Below are 14,913 nucleotides of genomic sequence, written 5' to 3'. Positions count from 1 at the left end.
CACATGTTGCGACAGCGTTAGCTTACCGAGGCCCCTCAAGCAGCCTTCGAGGGGTGCGCTAAATTCCCTGCATGACGTTCGCCACGCTCATCCCGCTGCATGCCCGTCCGGAGGATGCCATCGAACCCCTGTCAGGGTGGGCCTACCTGACGATGTGGGAAATCTCACCATGGGCGGCGATCCCGCTGCTGGTATCGGTGGCGCTGTACCTGTGGGGGGTGGCGCGCCTGCGTCGGCGCGGTGACCGCTGGCCGGTGTTCCGCACGATCTCGTGGCTGGTCGGCATGGGGTGCATCTGGGTCGCGCTGTTCAGCTTCCTGGGCGTCTATGACAACGTGCTGTTCTGGGTGCACATGGTGCAGCACATGGTGATCACCATGATCGCCGGGGTGCACATCGCGCAGGCGGCGCCGGTGACCCTCGCGCTGCGTGCGTTGCCGCATCGTCCACGGTCGTGGCTGCTCGCAGTACTGCACTCGTGGGTCGCCAAGGTGCTGTTGTTCCCGCCGCTGACCACCGCGGTGATGATCGGCTACCCGTTCGCCCTGTACATGACGCCCCTTTACGAGTTCACGATGCGCAACGACTGGGCCCACGACGTGCTGCACATCTGGATGGTGGTCGCCGGGGTGTGCTTCTTCGTGCCGATCATGGGCGTCGACCCGCTGCCGAACAAGGTGCCCTACCCGCTGCGGTTCATGCTGGTGCTGCTGGCGATGCCGGGGCACGCCTTCATCGGTGTCACCATCATGGGCGCCCAGCGCCTGATCGCCGAGGACTGGTACCTGGCCTTCGACCGCGACTGGGGCCTCAGTCCCATGAGCGACCAGTACTGGGCGGGGGGCATCCTGTGGGCCACCGGTGACCTGACGATGTTCACGGTGCTGTCGGGGCTGGCGATCAACTGGTTCCGGGACTCCCAGAAGGAGGCCAGGCGCATCGACCGGGCCCTGGACCGCGAAGAGGAACTGGCCGCCGCCCGTGCCGCAGCGCAGGGTGGCGTCGTGGGTTCGAGGGACGGACGTTACGATCAGCAGCAGCCCATGACTACAGTGGGCTCCGACGATGCGGATGCCGTGACGCAACCGCACGACCACCCTCAGGACACTGATGTGAAGGACGATCCCGATGAGCGCTGAGCAGCAGCCGTTGAAGGTCATGGTCTACTCCGACGACCACAACACCCGCAATGACATCCGGGTGGCGCTGGGACGATGGGTGGCCGCCGACCTGCCCGAGATCACCACCGTCGACTTCGCCACCGCCCCTGCCGTGGTGCGCGCGCTCGACAACGAGACCTTCGATGCGCTGGTGTTCGACGGCGAGGCCGTGCCGGCCGGTGGCATGGGCCTGAGCTACCAGCTGCACGACGAGGTGGCGAACTGCCCACCGATCCTGGTGCTCGTCGCACGGCAGGACGACGCCTGGCTCGCTGCCTGGTCGCGGGCAGAGGCCGTCACCGGACTGCCCGTCGACCCGACCACCCTGCCCGGGATCTTCGCCGAGATGGTGCGCAAGCACCGGGCCGGGGCACCCGCCGACGGCGAGTTCGCGACGCCCGTGACGCATGCCTGAGGTGAGTGCCCGCACCTGGCCTGATGTGCTGACGGGGCTGATCCAGGGGCGCGACCTCGACCAGGACACCGCCCGGTGGGCGATGGACCAGGTGCTGTCCGGCGACGCCACCCCGGTGCAGATCGCGGGGCTCGCGGTCGCGCTGCGGGCCAAGGGCGAGAGCATCGATGAGATCGGCGGCATGGCCGATGCCATGCTCGGTCGCGCCGTCCAGATCGAACTCGACCGCGAGGCCGTCGACGTGGTCGGCTCGGGTGGCGACCGCGCCAACACCGTCAACATCTCGACCATGGCCTCGATGGTGGCCGCAGCTGCCGGGGCAAAGGTCATCAAGCACGGCAACCGGGCCGCGAGCTCGATGTGCGGCACCGCCGACTGCCTCGAGGCGCTCGGCGTGGCCCTCGACATTCCGGTGGGCGAACACGCCCGGATCCTCGACGAGGTCGGCATGACCTTCCTGTTCGCACCCAGGTTCCACTCGTCGCTGCGGTTCGCCGCGAGCGCCCGCAAAGAGCTCGGCGTGCAGACCACGTTCAACTTCTTGGGACCGCTGTCGAACCCCGCCCGTCCGCGCGCACAGGCCATCGGCGTGGCCAACCAGCGGATGGCGGCACTGATGGCCGGGGTGCTGTCGCGTCGTGACAGCCGCGGCATGGTCTTTCACGGCGGCGACGGGCTCGACGAGCTGACCACCACGACCACGTCGCAGGTGTGGCTGTTCGACAACGGCCGGCTCGTCGAGACCACTGTTGACCCCTCGACGCTCGGGCTGCAGGCGGCCAAGCCGTCAGACCTCACTGGCGGCCCGCCGCAGCACAACGCCCAGGTCGTCCGTGATGTGTTCGCCGGGCAGCTGGGCCCGGTGCGCGACATTGTCGTGCTCAACGCGGCGGCTGCACTGGTCTCGTTCGACGGGCCCGACCTGGACGGCGGGTTCGCAGGCCAGCTGCGTGCGGCCCTGCAGCGGGCCGGTGAAGCGATCGACTCGGGGGCGGCCCAGCGCATGCTCGACACGTGGATCCCGCTCAGCCAGGCTGCTGCTGCGGGGGTCTGAGTCAGCCCAGGACGAGTCAGCCCAGGACCAGTCAGCCCAGGACCAGTCAGCCCAGGACCAGTCAGCCCAGGACGAGTCAGCCCAGAACCAGTGCGATGAACGGTCCTGCCCACAGGGCAGGGCCGTAGGGGAAGGCCGAACCCAGCGGTGAGGGGTGGCGCCTGCGCCACGCGGCCATCGTGACACCCACGATGGCACCCACGACGACGCCGGCAAACAGCGACTGCCACCACATCTGCACGCCCTGGGCGCCCGCCCAGCCGCCCAGCAGCGCCGCGAGCCGCACGTCGCCGTAGCCAAAGCCCTGACCCCAGCGCCAGATGAGCCAGAACAGGGCGTGACTGGCCAGGGCACCGCAGACGGCACCGACCAGCACCGGCAGCCAGCGCTCGGGGGCCAACAGCGTGACCCCGATGATGGCCCCGAGGGCCATCAGGGCACTGGTGAGCAGGTGCAGGCGCATGGGCAGGTAGGTGGTCAGGGCATCGACGACGACCAGCGCCGCCCCGCAGCCCGCCAGGGCGACAGTCGACCAGATGAGTGTTCCGCTGGCCGGGGCCAGCACCCCCGCGGCCAGGGCCAGGAGCATGCTGGGCACGATCATGCGCGGATGGCGCAGGCTGCGGTAGGTCGGTTTGACGAACTCGTCGTCGGTGTCGGGCTCGGGCTCTGGAAGGCCCGGCACCAGGAACCGGGCCACTGCCCACGCGAGCAGCATGGCCACCAGCCCGGTGGCGATGCCCGGCCACCACAGGACCGACCATGGCGCGCCGCCGAGCACGTGCGGGGTCATGAGCGTGGCCACGCCAGGCAGCCTAGGCGGGGACGAGCCCATCTCATGCGGCCACGCGCCGTGATGGACGTGGCGGGTGGGCCTGCGCTCCGGCGAGCGGGCACACGAGTCCGGCGGACAGCAGCGCCGTGGCGAGCAGCAGTTCGGTGCGCACCGTTGTTCCGGCATGCGCCGACCCGCCGGCCAGGCCGGCCACCTCGGCCTCGCTGCGGCACAGGTACTGGGCGAGGCGCGGCACGGTGAACCCTGCTGCCAGCAGTGCGCGCACCATGTGCGGGGCATGCGGGGCCTGCACCGGGCGACGCAGCACCCCTTCGAGCGTTCCGGGGCTCAGCGCGAGCACGGCAGCTGCGTCCATTGTCGGGATTGCCCCGGCGTCGCGCCGGACACGAGCGATCCGCCCCCCGGCCTGCCACGTGAGGCCCGCAGCCAGGGCTGCGGCGCGCCAGGGCAGGTGGCAGGTTTCGGCGACATGCACGAGGTGGCGGCGGAAGGGCCAACCCGGCACCCGGGGGCCGGTGCCCTCGGGATCGGTGATCAGCCGCCAGCGGTCGGGGCGGGGGGTGAGCGGGTTGCACATGGTGGGCTCCTCGGGGGTGGCAGCGCTCGTGGTGAGTGCTCTCACCCCTTGAAGCCCATCCCGAGGGCCGGTTTGTGAGTCGGGGCCCGCAATCTTCAGGAACCGGGCGGGGCCCGGACCAATCGGCCCGGGCCCCGCAGGGTGGTGTCGCAGCGTCAGCGCTGGGCCTTCGAGAAGCCCGCGGCCTGGGCCGCCTCTTCGCTGTTGAACCAGACGTCGGCGATCGTGCGCTCGTAGCCTCCTGAGGTGGGCACGTGGTACTTCTTCGAGCGCTCGTTGCCCTTGATGACGAAGCCCTCGGGGGGCTCGGCCCCGACGTAGGCGCCGTCGCCGTAGAGCGGGGTGGCTGCGGTGGCCGCCTGCTCGTCGAGGTCGGCTGCCTCGCTGGCCACCGGGCCGCCTTCTTCGACCATGTCGGCGACGGGGTCACCCTCGCTGTGAACATCAGCCGAGTGGGTGTGCGTCGAGGGCACGGGCACCTCTTCGGTGACGTCCTCGGCGCCTGCTGCCGGGCTGGCGGGCGTGGTGGTGGTGAACACCACCTCGTTGTCGGCGCGGGGGGTCGGGGTGTAGGCCGGGCTCGGCTCGTGGGCGGTCCAGCCGTCGTCCTTCGACAGCAGGAACTGCCGCACGGCCACCGCGGCACCGGCCAGCAGCGCACCCACGGCGGCGACCTTGGCGATGGTCGCGCCCAGGCTCTTCTTCTTGACCGGCTCGAGTTCGGCAGTGGCGGCCTCGACGGTCGCGGCTTCGCCCTTGAGCGCAGCCCATGCCGCGGTGCCCCGGCCAATGGCGTCCTGCACGCGGGCGTCCTGCTCAGCGGTCTGGCGCAGTTCGGCGATCCGCGGCAGCAGGTCTTCGCTCACCTTGCTACCCGCCGCGTGGCGCAGCTCGGCGAGCCGGGGCACCAGGTCTTCGTTCACCTTGTGCTTGGCCTGGTCGAGGGTCGGGGCGACGGCGGCGTAGGCGTCGGCCAGGTGCGGCTCGAGCTGGGTTCGGGCGGTTCCTGCAGCATCCAGGGTCTTGCCGATCGCGGTGCGCGCGGCAGGTGCCACCTTGTCCTGGGCCTGGGTCAGGTAGTCGCTCAGGGCGGCGACGGCGGCGGTGACGGCAGCGGCAGCGTGCTCGACGGCTGCGGCCCCCTTGTCAGCGGCGGTCTGGGTTTCGTCGGCAGCATGCTGCAAGTGCTTGTTCTTGCGGGACACGGTTCCTCCGTAGGTTGTCTGGCTCGTAGTCGAGCTGCTCGTGATCGAGCGTGCTTCCACCGTACCGGGGTCTGGAGCCGCACGCCCTAGAATGGCTGGCGACACTGCATCGATCGAGAGGCAAGCAACTGTGACTGACCAGGTCATCCTGCACACCAACCACGGTGACATCACCGTCAACCTGTTCGCCGACAAGGCTCCCATGACCGTCGAGAACTTCGTCGGGCTGGCCGGTGGCACCAAGGAATACATCGACCCCGAGTCCGGTGGGCGCACCACCGGCAACTTCTATGACGGACTGACCTTCCACCGCGTCATCGACGGTTTCATGATCCAGGGCGGCTGCCCCTTGGGCACCGGCACGGGTGGGCCGGGTTACAAGTTCGGTGACGAGTTCCACCGCGACCTGGTCTTCGACAAGCCCTACCTGCTTGCCATGGCCAACGCAGGCCCCGGCACCAACGGTTCGCAGTTCTTCATCACCGTCGGGCCGACCCCGCACCTGAACGGCCGCCACACCATCTTCGGCGAGGTTGCCGACGAGGCCTCGGCCAAGGTGGTCGACGCCATCGCTGGTGTGCGCACCGGTCGCATGGACCGTCCGGTCGAGCCGGTCGTCATCGAGCGCGTCGAGCTCATCTGAGACCTGCTGCAGCGCAGACCGACACGAACGGCGGGCACCCCGAGCAGGGGTGCCCGCCCGTTGCGCGTGCGCGTCGTCCGGTTCAGAGGCTGAACGCAGCCTCGAGGTCGTGCCGGCTGAACGTGCGGAAGGCGATGTGGGTTTCGGTGTCGATCACACCTGGCACCTTGTTGAGCTTGTCGGCCACCACCGTGGCCACGTCATCGACCTGCTTGACTCGCACCAGTGCGATCAGGTCGATGGAGCCGGTGACCGAGTAGACCTCGGTGACGCCGGGGATCTCGGCGATGGCCTCGGCCACATCGGGGATGGACGAGACATCGGCGTGGACGAAGACGACGGCGGTGATCATGGGGCGAGCTTAGCCCCAGGCCCCGTCGGGATCATCGACGAGGGTGACGTTGGCCAGCCGCGTGACTTCGTGCTCGGGCAGCCCCGCGTGCAGCGGCCACGCCCAGTCGCCCTGCACCTCGATGATGCGCACCCCCGGCTGTTCCAGCCAGGCGGCGACGCGTTCAGCTTCTTCGACCGAGGCCGCCGGGGCACCGGGGACGGGCTGCGCCACGCTCGCCGCCAGCTGTGCGGTCTGTTCGGCCACCTCACGCGGTCGGGTGCCGGGGCCGGCCCAGGCGGCACCGGCGAGTCGACCATGGCGAATCACATGCAGTTCCCAACCGGTACCGTCGTGGCGGCCGGCCACCATCTCGGGGATCCGCGACAGCGAGGCGAGCCGGTGCCAGCGGCGGGTGGTGGTCAGGTAGGTGCGCAGGCGGTGGGTGAGTTGTTCGGCCTCTTCGAACCGGTGCTGGCCCGCCAGCAGGTTGAGCCGTCTGCCCATGGTGCCGACCACAGGGCGCACATCGTGGCGCAGTGCATCGCGCAGCCGCTCGACCACCGCCGAGTACTCATCCGCTCCCTCGCCGAGTTGGCACGGCGCCGGGCAGCGGCCCATCTCACCCTGCGCGCACGCGGGCGTAGGTGTGCGGGTCGACAGCTTCTTGGTGCACTGGCGCACAGGGAAGCCGTCCTGCAGTGCCAGTACCCCGAGTTCTGCCTGCTTGCGCCCGCTGAACGGACCCCAGTAGTCGGCGCCGTCGTCGAGGATCCTGCCGGTGATCGACAGCCGGGGGAACGCCTCGTGGGTGAGTTTCACCCAGGCCACCCTGTGCTGGTTGCGCGAGCGGCGGTTGTAGCGGGGGGAGTGCGAGGCGATCATGCGCAGTTCGCGTACCTCGGCCTCGAGCGGGGTGGCGCATTCGACGTGACCGACGCCGGTGGCGACGCGCACCATCTCTTCCATGCGCGACCGCTTCTCGGCAGCCGAAAAGTAGGAGCGCACCCGGCGACGCAGGTTGACCGACTTGCCGACGTAGAGCACTTCACGGCGCACCTGGCCGGGGTTGTCGGGATCGGGCAGGTCGGCGTGGAACCAGTAGATGCCCGGTCGTTCCGGGATGTCGTCTGCCCACACCCGCTTGGCCCGCCGTTGGGGCGAGACGTGGTGGGTCAGGTCGTTGAGGTCTTCGAGTGTCGAAACGCCGAGGTTGCCGACCCGCTCGATCAACCCGTGCAGTACGTCGACCGTCGCCCGGGCATCGCTCAGGGCGCGGTGGTTCGGGGTGGTGGCTGCGTGGAAGTAGTGGGCCAGCGTCGACAGCTTGACGTTCGGCACCTCGTCGCGCAGCAGCACCTGCCGGGCCAGGGCGACGGTGTCGATGACGGGGAAGCCGGGCCATGACTGCTGCTGCGCCCCGGCGGCACGCTTCAGGAAACCGATGTCGAACCCGGCGTTGTGGGCAACCAGCACGCTGCCGGCAGCGAACTCGAGGAATGTCGGCAGCACCGCCGACAGGCGTGGGGCATCGGCCACCATCTGGCTGGTGATGCCCGTGAGCACGGCGATCAGCGGCGGGATCGGGACCGACGGGTTGACCAGGGTCTGGAACTCGCCCAGCACCTGCCCCCCGCGCACTTTGACGGCACCGATTTCGGTGATGGTGTCGTCGACCGAACCACCGGTGGTCTCGAGGTCGACCACCACGAAGGTGGTCTCGGCCAGCGGCGTGCCCAGGTCATCGAGTGAGGGCTGCACGGCGCGGTAGGCGGCGCTGCGCGTGCTCGAGGCGGTTCGGGTGGTGCTGGTCGCGGTGCTGGTCAACATGGGGCCAAGCTAGGGGGCAGGTCTGACAAAACCCGTCCAGCAGCACGAGGGCCGGCCAGCCGCGACGATGCCAGCCACAGAAATGTCAGACCCCTGACCGACGCTGTGGGCATGGACAAGCGGATGCCCGAACGGGGCGAGCACTTCACCATCGACTGCCAGACGTGCACCGTGGCGGGGCCTGGCTGCGCCGACTGCATCGTCGGCCTGCTGCTGGGCCGGTCCGACGAGGTCTGGTCGACCACTGACGACCTGAGCGCGGACGAACAGCGCGTCGTGGACATGTTCGCGCGTGCCGACATGCTGCCGCCCCGCGGCGAGGCGCGATTGACGGTGCGGTGGCGCGGGGTCGGCTGAGGCCGCGAACCACCCCCCGGACGTGTTTGGCAATCGTCTAAGAGTGTCTTAGGATTTTCTTAGCCCTGTGGTCAGCCTTGTCTGCGGGGGTGGCAGGTCCTCCCCGAGGGCCGACACGAGTGCGAAGGGCACGATCTTGAAGCTGAGGAACCTGCTGAACGCCGGGACTGGTGCGGTAGTGGCGATTGGCCTTGCCGTCGGTCTGGCGGTCATGCCCACCAGCGCCGTGGCCAACCCCGATGCCGTCAAGGAGACCCAGGAGAAGGTCGCCCAGCTGCAGGAGGAGAACTCGAAGATCGACCTCGAGTACGCGAAGCTCTCTGAAGCGCTCGACCAGGCCGGCAAGAAGGTCGCCTCGCTCAACACTGACATCGCGAGCCAGCAGACCGTGGTCGACGGCCTGACCAGGTCGATGGGCCAGCTCGCGCTGGTGCAGTACCAGAATTCGGGACTGAACCTGACGGCCAAGCTGCTTGCCAGCGAGGACGACGGTCAATTGCTGAACCAGCTCTCGTCAGTGCAGAGCTTCACCGCGCGCACCAACGGCAAGTTGCAGCAGATGCAGGGCGAGCAGGCCACGCTGAAGACCTACAAGGACCAGCTTGTGGCCACCCAGGCGAAGATTCAGGCCGACAAGGCCAAGCAGTCCGACCTGCAGAAGACGTACCAGACCAAGCTGGTCGAGGCGGAAAAGCTACTCGCCAAGCTCACTTCTGAAGAGCAGGCCCGGCTGAAGAAGCTGCAGCAGGAAGAGGCTGCCCGTCAGCTCGCCGCGACCCAGGCCGCCGATGCGGCGACTGAGGCCACTACGAACAACTCCGGCGCCACCACGACACCGAAGACGCCGAAGTCCCCTGCCAAGCCCAAGGCGACGCCCGAGACCCCTGCTGCCAGTGGCGGAGCCGCCCGCGCCGTGGCCTTCGCCAAGGCCCAGATCGGCAAGAGCTATGTGCTCGGTGCGACCGGTCCCTACTCCTATGACTGCTCCGGGCTGACCGGTGCCGCCTGGCGTGCGGCCGGCGTCAGCCTGCCGCGCACCTCGCAGGGCCAGGCCTCGGCGGGCGTGCGTGTCTCGCTGGCCAACATTCAGCCCGGCGACATCGTGGTCTTCTATTCGGGCGCCTCGCATGTCGGCATCTACGTCGGCGGCGGCATGATCGTCGACGCGGCCAACCCGCGCGCCGGTGTCCGCATGATCTCGCTGCAGAACTCCTGGATGCCGATCCACTCGATCCGTCGCGTCGGCTGACACCGTTTCACCGGTCGCCGGCAGTAGTGTGTGACCCGTGCTGAGCATTGGCGTCGACATCGGGGGGACGAAAGTCGCCGCAGGTGTTGTCGACCTCGAGGGCAGGGTGCTGCGGCGCCTGACCCGCGCCACCCCATCGAAGGACGCCCGCGCCGTCGAGGACGCGATCTGTGATGTTGTCGCCGAGCTTGGTTCGAGCCACCAGGTGGCGGCAGTCGGCATCGGCGCAGCGGGCTGGGTCGACAACGACCAGGCCCTCGTACGGTTCTCACCCCACCTCGCCTGGCGCAACGAACCCCTGAAGCAGCGCCTGCAGCAGCGCATCACCCTGCCGACCATCGTCGACAACGACGCGAACGCGGCCGCATGGGCCGAGTTTCGCTTCGGAGCCGGACGCGACGCCCGGGTCATGGTGATGGTGACACTGGGCACCGGCATCGGCGGTGCCCTGGTCATCAACGGCAGCCTCTTCCGGGGCCGCTACGGCATGGCAGGGGAGTTCGGTCACATGACCGTCGTGCCGGACGGGCACTGGTGCCCCTGTGGCAACCGCGGCTGCTGGGAACAGTACGCCTCGGGCAACGGGCTCGTCCGTGACGCCATCGCCGTGCTCGAGACCGAGGTGCCCCAGGCCGAAGGGCTGCTCGACCACGTGCTCGACCGCAACCCGCACAACCTGCGTGGCCCCGATGTCACTGCGGCCGCGATGGCCGGCAACCCCGTGGCCATTGAGCTCATCGGCGATGTCGGCACATGGCTGGGACGTGGTCTCGCCAACCTCGCCGCGGCGCTCGACCCCGACCTGTTCGTGATCGGTGGTGGGGTCAGCAGTGCGGGCGAGATGCTCGTCGAACCGGCGCGGGCGGCCTTCAGCCGCACGTTGACCGGCCGCGGCTTCCGCCCAGAGGCGCACATTGCGCTGGCACGGTTTCGCAATGACGCCGGGTTGATCGGCGCCGCCGACCTTGCCCGGGTCTCGATCATTGAACCACCCGGCTCCCAGCGCGGCTTCTGGCCACGCCGCCGACGCCCCCGCCGTCAGCGTCGCACACTGCGTGAACTGGTGGGCGCGACCACGTCCATGCGCTCCTGAGATTGCTCACAGGCGCATGCCGGCGTCGCCCTCGTCCTCGTCGTCGGGGTGGCGCCGCAGCGCCTGGAACATCAGCACCCCCAGGCCCACCACGGTGCCGGCGAGCGCCAACTGTGCCCAGGGCGCGCCCAGCTGCACCCCGAAGATCATCGCGAACATGCCGATCAGGCCGCCGGTGAACAGCACGAAACCGAGCAAGGTGAGACCCGACCACTTCATGCCCGCCAGCAGTGGACCATCGGAGTCACGGTATGACAGGTCATCGTCGTGAGCCGGGTGCTCATCGTCATCATCGCCGCCGTCGAAGGGCAGCCGGTTGGCGGTGAACGGCACCACGCGCGGGGGTGGTGGCGCGGCAGGCGACCTCGGGTTGGGAACCGGCGGTGCGGCGGGGCCGGTGGCAGCGCCGAAACCGTCCTCGTCGGTGAACGCGGAGCTCATCAGTTCCTGGAAGCGCCGGTCGACCTCATCGCGATCGTGAGGTTTCATGCCACCAGCCTAGGCGTGCCGCGCGGTGCCGCACAGTGTGCGTCGAGGTGATGCCATATCGTGAGGTCCATGCTCGCGTACCACCTCTTCAAGAACCTGCTGTTCACCCCCATCTCCAGGGCCGTCTTCCATCCGTGGGTGCGCGGCGAGCAGAACATTCCCGAAGAGGGCGGCCTGATCATGGCCTGCAACCACCTCTCCTACGGCGAGACGTTCCTGGTGCCGGCGATGATCACGCGGCGCATGACGTTCCCCGTGAAGGCCGAAATCTTCCAGCAGAAGAGCATTGGCGGGCGCATCGTCGGCTGGTTCCTCAAGACCGTTGGCCAGGTGCCGCTCGACCGTTCCGGCGGACGAGCCAGTGCGGACGGACTCAGCCCCGTGCAGCAGGTGTTGGCCGACGGCGGCGTGGTCGGGATCTTCCCCGAAGGCACCCGCTCGCCCGATGGGCGCATGTACAAGCCGAAGACCGGCGTGGCCAAGATGGCACTCGAGGCAGGGGTGCCGATCCTGCCGGTGGGTACCGTCGGCACCGAATTCCGCAAGGGCCTGTTCGGCATCCCGGTCATGAAGCGTCCGGGCATTATCTTCGGTGAACCACTCGACTTCAGCCACCTGGCCGACCGTTCGGGCGAGATGAAGGTGCTGCGGTGGGTGACCGATGAGGTGATGGCGGCGGTGCAGCAGCTGACCGGCCAGGAGTACGTCGATGTCTACGCCACCCGGGCCAAGTTCGGCGAGCTCAAGGACAAGGACCTCACTCCCTTTGTCAGGCCGCGTCCCGGGGGTGGTGAGCTGCCGCCCCGTCCGGCGCCGAGGGCCGTGGAGTCGACGGCCGGGGCAGAGCAACCCGCATGACGAGCCAACCGGGCTTCGGGCACCAGGCGCGCAGCACGGCGGCGCGCCTGGGTCGCGTGGCCGCCGACCGGGCGAGCGAGTTCGTGACCGCGGCGAGCAGGCCTGCACGCCAGCTGGTGACCTCGGTGCGTGGGCACGGCGAGGTCGCCGGGCTGAGGCACCTGCCGGCCTCGGGCCCGGCATTGCTCGTCGTGAACCATTCCCACCCCCTGGACGCCCGCGCACTGGCCGCAGCGAGCCCGCGTCCCCTGCGCGTCGTGTCGGTGAGGGCGCTCGACGCGGACGTGCGCCTGCTGCGTGGCGGCGGTTCACCTGCGCGCTCCAGCGCTTGGCGGACGGCCCTGGCCGAACTGGCCGGCGGGGGAGTCGTGGCACTGTTCCCCGAGGGCGACCACGCCCCCGACCGATCGCTGCACAAGGGCCGCGACGCCACCGGCTGGCTGGTGCTGGCGGCCCAGGTGTCGGTGGTGCCTGCCGTGCTCGACGTCCGGTCCTCGACGTTGACGCTCGGCCCGGCGCTCGACTTCGGACGGCACCGCGGTATCCCGGCCAACCGTGCCCTGGCGCGCGGTGTCACCGATGAAATCATGGCCACCATCGCCGACCTGGGTGGGCTCGGCTACCTGGACACCTTCACCACGACCGCGCGCGACCAGCTGCGCAGCGCCGCACTCAAGCGCCGCGATGCTGCCCGCGCGCGCAGCGCCGAACGTCGACTGGCCGAACAGCGGGCCCTCGAGACCCGCCATGCCGAGGCCGAGGCCGAGCGCCGTGACCTGGCGCAATGGCATGTCGAGGCCGAACAGGCCGCACGCGACGAGGCCCGAGCCGCCGCCGAGCGTGACCAGCACCGCACCGGCGAGGCTCGTCCGGGCGGCTCGGTGCAGACGCCGTGACGGCCGTGCCGGGGGTGCTCACCTCGTACCACCTGATGCGTTCGACGCAGCGCTCACTGGGGTGGACGAGGATCCTTCTCGCGCTGTTCGCGCTGGTGGTGAACGTGGCCCGCCTTGACACCGTCAGGCAACCCGGGGTGCTGATCGCGATCACGGTGTTCGTGTTGTTGTGGAGCATCGCACTCGCCTACCAGAACCGCCTCGCCATGGGCTGGCAGCGGGTGGTGGTAGGCATCGACGTGGGCCTGGCGCTGGTGCTGGTGGGGGTGTCGCGCTGGGTGGTCGGACCCGACACGTTCCCGCCCGCTCCCGTCTATTGGCAGTTGGCCGCGCCGCTCGGGGTGGCCGTGCTCTGGGGCGGTTGGGCAGGGCTTGGCACCGCAGCAGCGGTCAGTGCGGTCACGCTGCTGCAGACACCGATCAACCACACCGACCTGTGGACGCTCGTCTTCACCACCTGCATCACTGCCTGGGGCGTCGGGCAGCTCGTCGACACGCTGCGCAAGACGACCGCTGAACGTGACCGCAGCCTCGCCGCCTCGATGGCGCTGGCAGAGCGTGACCGCATGAACCGCATCGTCCACGACGGCGCGCTGCAGGTGCTCTCGATGGTCGAACGCGAGGGCCGCACACTGGGACCGCGCGGCGAACGCCTCGCCCAGCTGGCCCGTCAGCAGGAGATCCAGTTGCGCACGGTGCTGCAGGACCGCACCGTCGACATGGCCGATGACGAGACCGAGAAGTTCGTCGACATCAGTGCGATGCTCGATGCCATGTCGACCGACCGGGTCACCGTGTCGCGGATGGCAGGGTCGGTGCTGATGCCGCTCGAACAGGCGAGCGAGGTGCGCGCCGCGGTCGCCCAGATCCTGCTGAACTCCGAACTGCATGCGGGCCCCGACGCCCAGGTGTGGATGCTGCTCGAAGAGGAGGACGAGGCCATTACGATCTCGGTGCGCGACAATGGCGTCGGCATGACCCGTGAGCAGGTGCAGGCTGCGTTCGAGGCGGGCAGGCTCGGCATCCGCGAATCGATCATCGGACGGCTGCACGAGATCGGTGGCACGGCCGAGGTGCGCTCTTCGCCCGGTCGTGGGGTGGAATGGGAACTGAGGATCCCGGTCACGGCCTGTGTTGACGAGACCGACACCTATGACTGGCCCGACGCAGACCCCGCGTTTGAGGGCATCAGGTCGCACCGTGCGGACAAGGATCGTGCGGAACAAGGAGTGAACAACCAGTGAGCGAGAGCCCAGGCGTGACCAGGACGACCGACATGGACCGCAAGCGCGTCATGCTCGTCGACGACCACCCGATGTGGATCGACGCACTCAGCGAGGACCTCGAGAGTGAGGGCTTCGAGATCGTGGCAGTGGCGCACAACGGCAAGGAATGCCTGCGCCGTGCCCGGGCCACCCGCCCGGGCGTCGTGGTGATGGACCTGCAGATCCCGCACCCCGACGGGGCCACATGCACCGAGATCCTGCTCAACGAGTTCCCGACCATGCGGGTGCTGGTCGTGTCTGCCTCGGGCGAACGCGAGGACGTGCTGCGCGCGGTCAAGGCCGGGGCGATGGGCTACCTGGTGAAGTCGGCGCCGAAGGCCGAGCTCATCGAGGGGGTGCGCCGGACGTCCGAGGGTGATGCCGTCTTCACCCCCGGCCTGGCCGGTCTGGTGCTCGGGGAGTTCAGGCGCATGGTCACCGTTGCCCAGGAACACAACGACGAGGGCCCGGTGCTCACCCCGCGCGAGGTGGACGTGCTGCGATTCGTGGCCAAGGGCATGGCCTACCGCGAGATTGCCGACGAGCTCGTGGTGAGCCACCGCACCGTGCAGAACCACGTGCAGAACGTGCTGCGCAAGCTGCAATTGCACAACCGGGTCGAACTGACGCTGTATGCCATCGAACGAGGGCTGGGCGACTGAGAACCGGTCGATCTGCCCGGATGGTGACGCCCG

At 69.1% G+C, this 14,913-nt stretch carries 17 protein-coding genes; 11 read left to right on the top strand and 6 right to left on the bottom strand.

All coding sequences use genetic code 11. From position 1 onward, the window contains the following. Positions 1-71: 71 nt before the first annotated feature. From ACQCX5_RS03510 to trpD, 3 genes are read left to right on the top strand one after another with little or no spacing between them, the layout of a single operon-like run. Positions 72-1,139 (top strand): cytochrome c oxidase assembly protein, encoded by a 1,068-nt coding sequence (locus ACQCX5_RS03510; RefSeq protein ID WP_434540583.1) that lies wholly within the window; start codon positions 72-74, stop codon positions 1,137-1,139. Then, positions 1,129-1,575 (top strand): response regulator, encoded by a 447-nt coding sequence (locus ACQCX5_RS03505; RefSeq protein WP_434540582.1) that lies wholly within the window; start codon positions 1,129-1,131, stop codon positions 1,573-1,575. Before ACQCX5_RS03510 ends, ACQCX5_RS03505 begins: the two co-directional genes overlap by 11 nt. Beyond that, positions 1,568-2,629 (top strand): anthranilate phosphoribosyltransferase, encoded by a 1,062-nt coding sequence (gene trpD, locus ACQCX5_RS03500; protein WP_434540581.1) that lies wholly within the window; start codon positions 1,568-1,570, stop codon positions 2,627-2,629. The genes ACQCX5_RS03505 and trpD overlap by 8 nt, the downstream gene beginning before the upstream one ends. Before the next feature lie 76 nt (positions 2,630-2,705). Here trpD and ACQCX5_RS03495 read toward each other — a convergent pair whose 3' ends face one another. From ACQCX5_RS03495 to ACQCX5_RS03485, 3 genes are all read right to left on the bottom strand, one after another. Continuing rightward, a complete protein-coding gene (locus ACQCX5_RS03495; protein WP_434540580.1) occupies positions 2,706-3,434 on the bottom strand; it encodes a prepilin peptidase in 729 nt (242 codons plus the stop codon). A gap of 31 nt (positions 3,435-3,465) precedes the next feature. Then, a complete protein-coding gene (locus ACQCX5_RS03490; protein ID WP_434540579.1) occupies positions 3,466-4,002 on the bottom strand; it encodes a hypothetical protein in 537 nt (178 codons plus the stop codon). Between the two features lie 155 nt (positions 4,003-4,157). After that, the gene (locus ACQCX5_RS03485; protein ID WP_434540578.1) at positions 4,158-5,207 is read right to left on the bottom strand and encodes a sunset domain-containing protein; all 1,050 of its coding nucleotides are present in this window, start codon (positions 5,205-5,207) and stop codon (positions 4,158-4,160) included. 91 nt (positions 5,208-5,298) lie between these two features. Here ACQCX5_RS03485 and ACQCX5_RS03480 point away from each other — a divergent pair, with 91 nt between their 5' ends. Continuing rightward, on the top strand, positions 5,299-5,850 hold the full coding sequence (locus ACQCX5_RS03480; protein ID WP_434540577.1) for a peptidylprolyl isomerase: 552 nt from the start codon (positions 5,299-5,301) through the stop codon (positions 5,848-5,850). Positions 5,851-5,932: 82 nt separating this feature from the next. On the opposite strand, the gene ACQCX5_RS03475 is transcribed toward ACQCX5_RS03480, so the two are convergent. Together ACQCX5_RS03475 and ACQCX5_RS03470 are read right to left on the bottom strand one after the other, a co-directional pair. Next, entirely contained in the window at positions 5,933-6,202 is a 270-nt protein-coding gene (locus tag ACQCX5_RS03475) for an Lrp/AsnC family transcriptional regulator (protein WP_434540576.1), read from the bottom strand. A gap of 9 nt (positions 6,203-6,211) precedes the next feature. Beyond that, positions 6,212-8,011 (bottom strand): DEDD exonuclease domain-containing protein, encoded by a 1,800-nt coding sequence (locus ACQCX5_RS03470; RefSeq protein WP_434540575.1) that lies wholly within the window; start codon positions 8,009-8,011, stop codon positions 6,212-6,214. 111 nt (positions 8,012-8,122) lie between these two features. On the opposite strand from ACQCX5_RS03470, the gene ACQCX5_RS03465 reads away from it, so the two are divergent. The 3 genes from ACQCX5_RS03465 (at position 8,123) to ACQCX5_RS03455 (ending at position 10,710) form a co-directional block, all read left to right on the top strand. Beyond that, positions 8,123-8,368 (top strand): hypothetical protein, encoded by a 246-nt coding sequence (locus ACQCX5_RS03465; RefSeq protein ID WP_434540574.1) that lies wholly within the window; start codon positions 8,123-8,125, stop codon positions 8,366-8,368. A gap of 136 nt (positions 8,369-8,504) precedes the next feature. Further along, positions 8,505-9,617, top strand: a complete 1,113-nt coding sequence (locus ACQCX5_RS03460) for an NlpC/P60 family protein (RefSeq protein WP_434540573.1) — start codon at positions 8,505-8,507, stop codon at positions 9,615-9,617. A gap of 37 nt (positions 9,618-9,654) precedes the next feature. Beyond that, complete coding sequence (locus ACQCX5_RS03455; protein WP_434540572.1) at positions 9,655-10,710, top strand: ROK family glucokinase; 1,056 nt, start codon at positions 9,655-9,657, stop codon at positions 10,708-10,710. Between the two features lie 6 nt (positions 10,711-10,716). On the opposite strand, the gene ACQCX5_RS03450 is transcribed toward ACQCX5_RS03455, so the two are convergent. Next, positions 10,717-11,199 (bottom strand): hypothetical protein, encoded by a 483-nt coding sequence (locus ACQCX5_RS03450; RefSeq protein WP_434540571.1) that lies wholly within the window; start codon positions 11,197-11,199, stop codon positions 10,717-10,719. Between the two features lie 69 nt (positions 11,200-11,268). Between ACQCX5_RS03450 and ACQCX5_RS03445 the strand changes: the two genes are divergently transcribed. Genes ACQCX5_RS03445 through ACQCX5_RS03430 form a run of 4 tightly spaced genes read left to right on the top strand, consistent with a single transcriptional unit; the run spans position 11,269 to position 14,880 of the window. Further along, positions 11,269-12,057 carry a lysophospholipid acyltransferase family protein gene (locus tag ACQCX5_RS03445; RefSeq protein WP_434540570.1) on the top strand — a complete coding sequence of 263 codons (789 nt, stop codon included), beginning with the start codon at positions 11,269-11,271 and terminating at the stop codon, positions 12,055-12,057. Next, positions 12,054-12,953, top strand: coding sequence for a lysophospholipid acyltransferase family protein (locus ACQCX5_RS03440; RefSeq protein WP_434540569.1), 900 nt, complete (start codon positions 12,054-12,056; stop codon positions 12,951-12,953). Before ACQCX5_RS03445 ends, ACQCX5_RS03440 begins: the two co-directional genes overlap by 4 nt. Beyond that, entirely contained in the window at positions 12,950-14,197 is a 1,248-nt protein-coding gene (locus ACQCX5_RS03435) for a sensor histidine kinase (protein ID WP_434540568.1), read from the top strand. The genes ACQCX5_RS03440 and ACQCX5_RS03435 overlap by 4 nt, the downstream gene beginning before the upstream one ends. Before the next feature lie 32 nt (positions 14,198-14,229). After that, entirely contained in the window at positions 14,230-14,880 is a 651-nt protein-coding gene (locus ACQCX5_RS03430; protein WP_434540727.1) for a response regulator, read from the top strand. The last annotated feature ends 33 nt before the right edge of the window (positions 14,881-14,913 follow it).

The organism is Aestuariimicrobium sp. G57 (assembly GCF_050110855.1).
Classification (GTDB): Bacteria; Actinomycetota; Actinomycetes; order Propionibacteriales; family Propionibacteriaceae; genus Aestuariimicrobium.
This window is presented reverse-complemented; position numbering and strand designations above follow the sequence as displayed.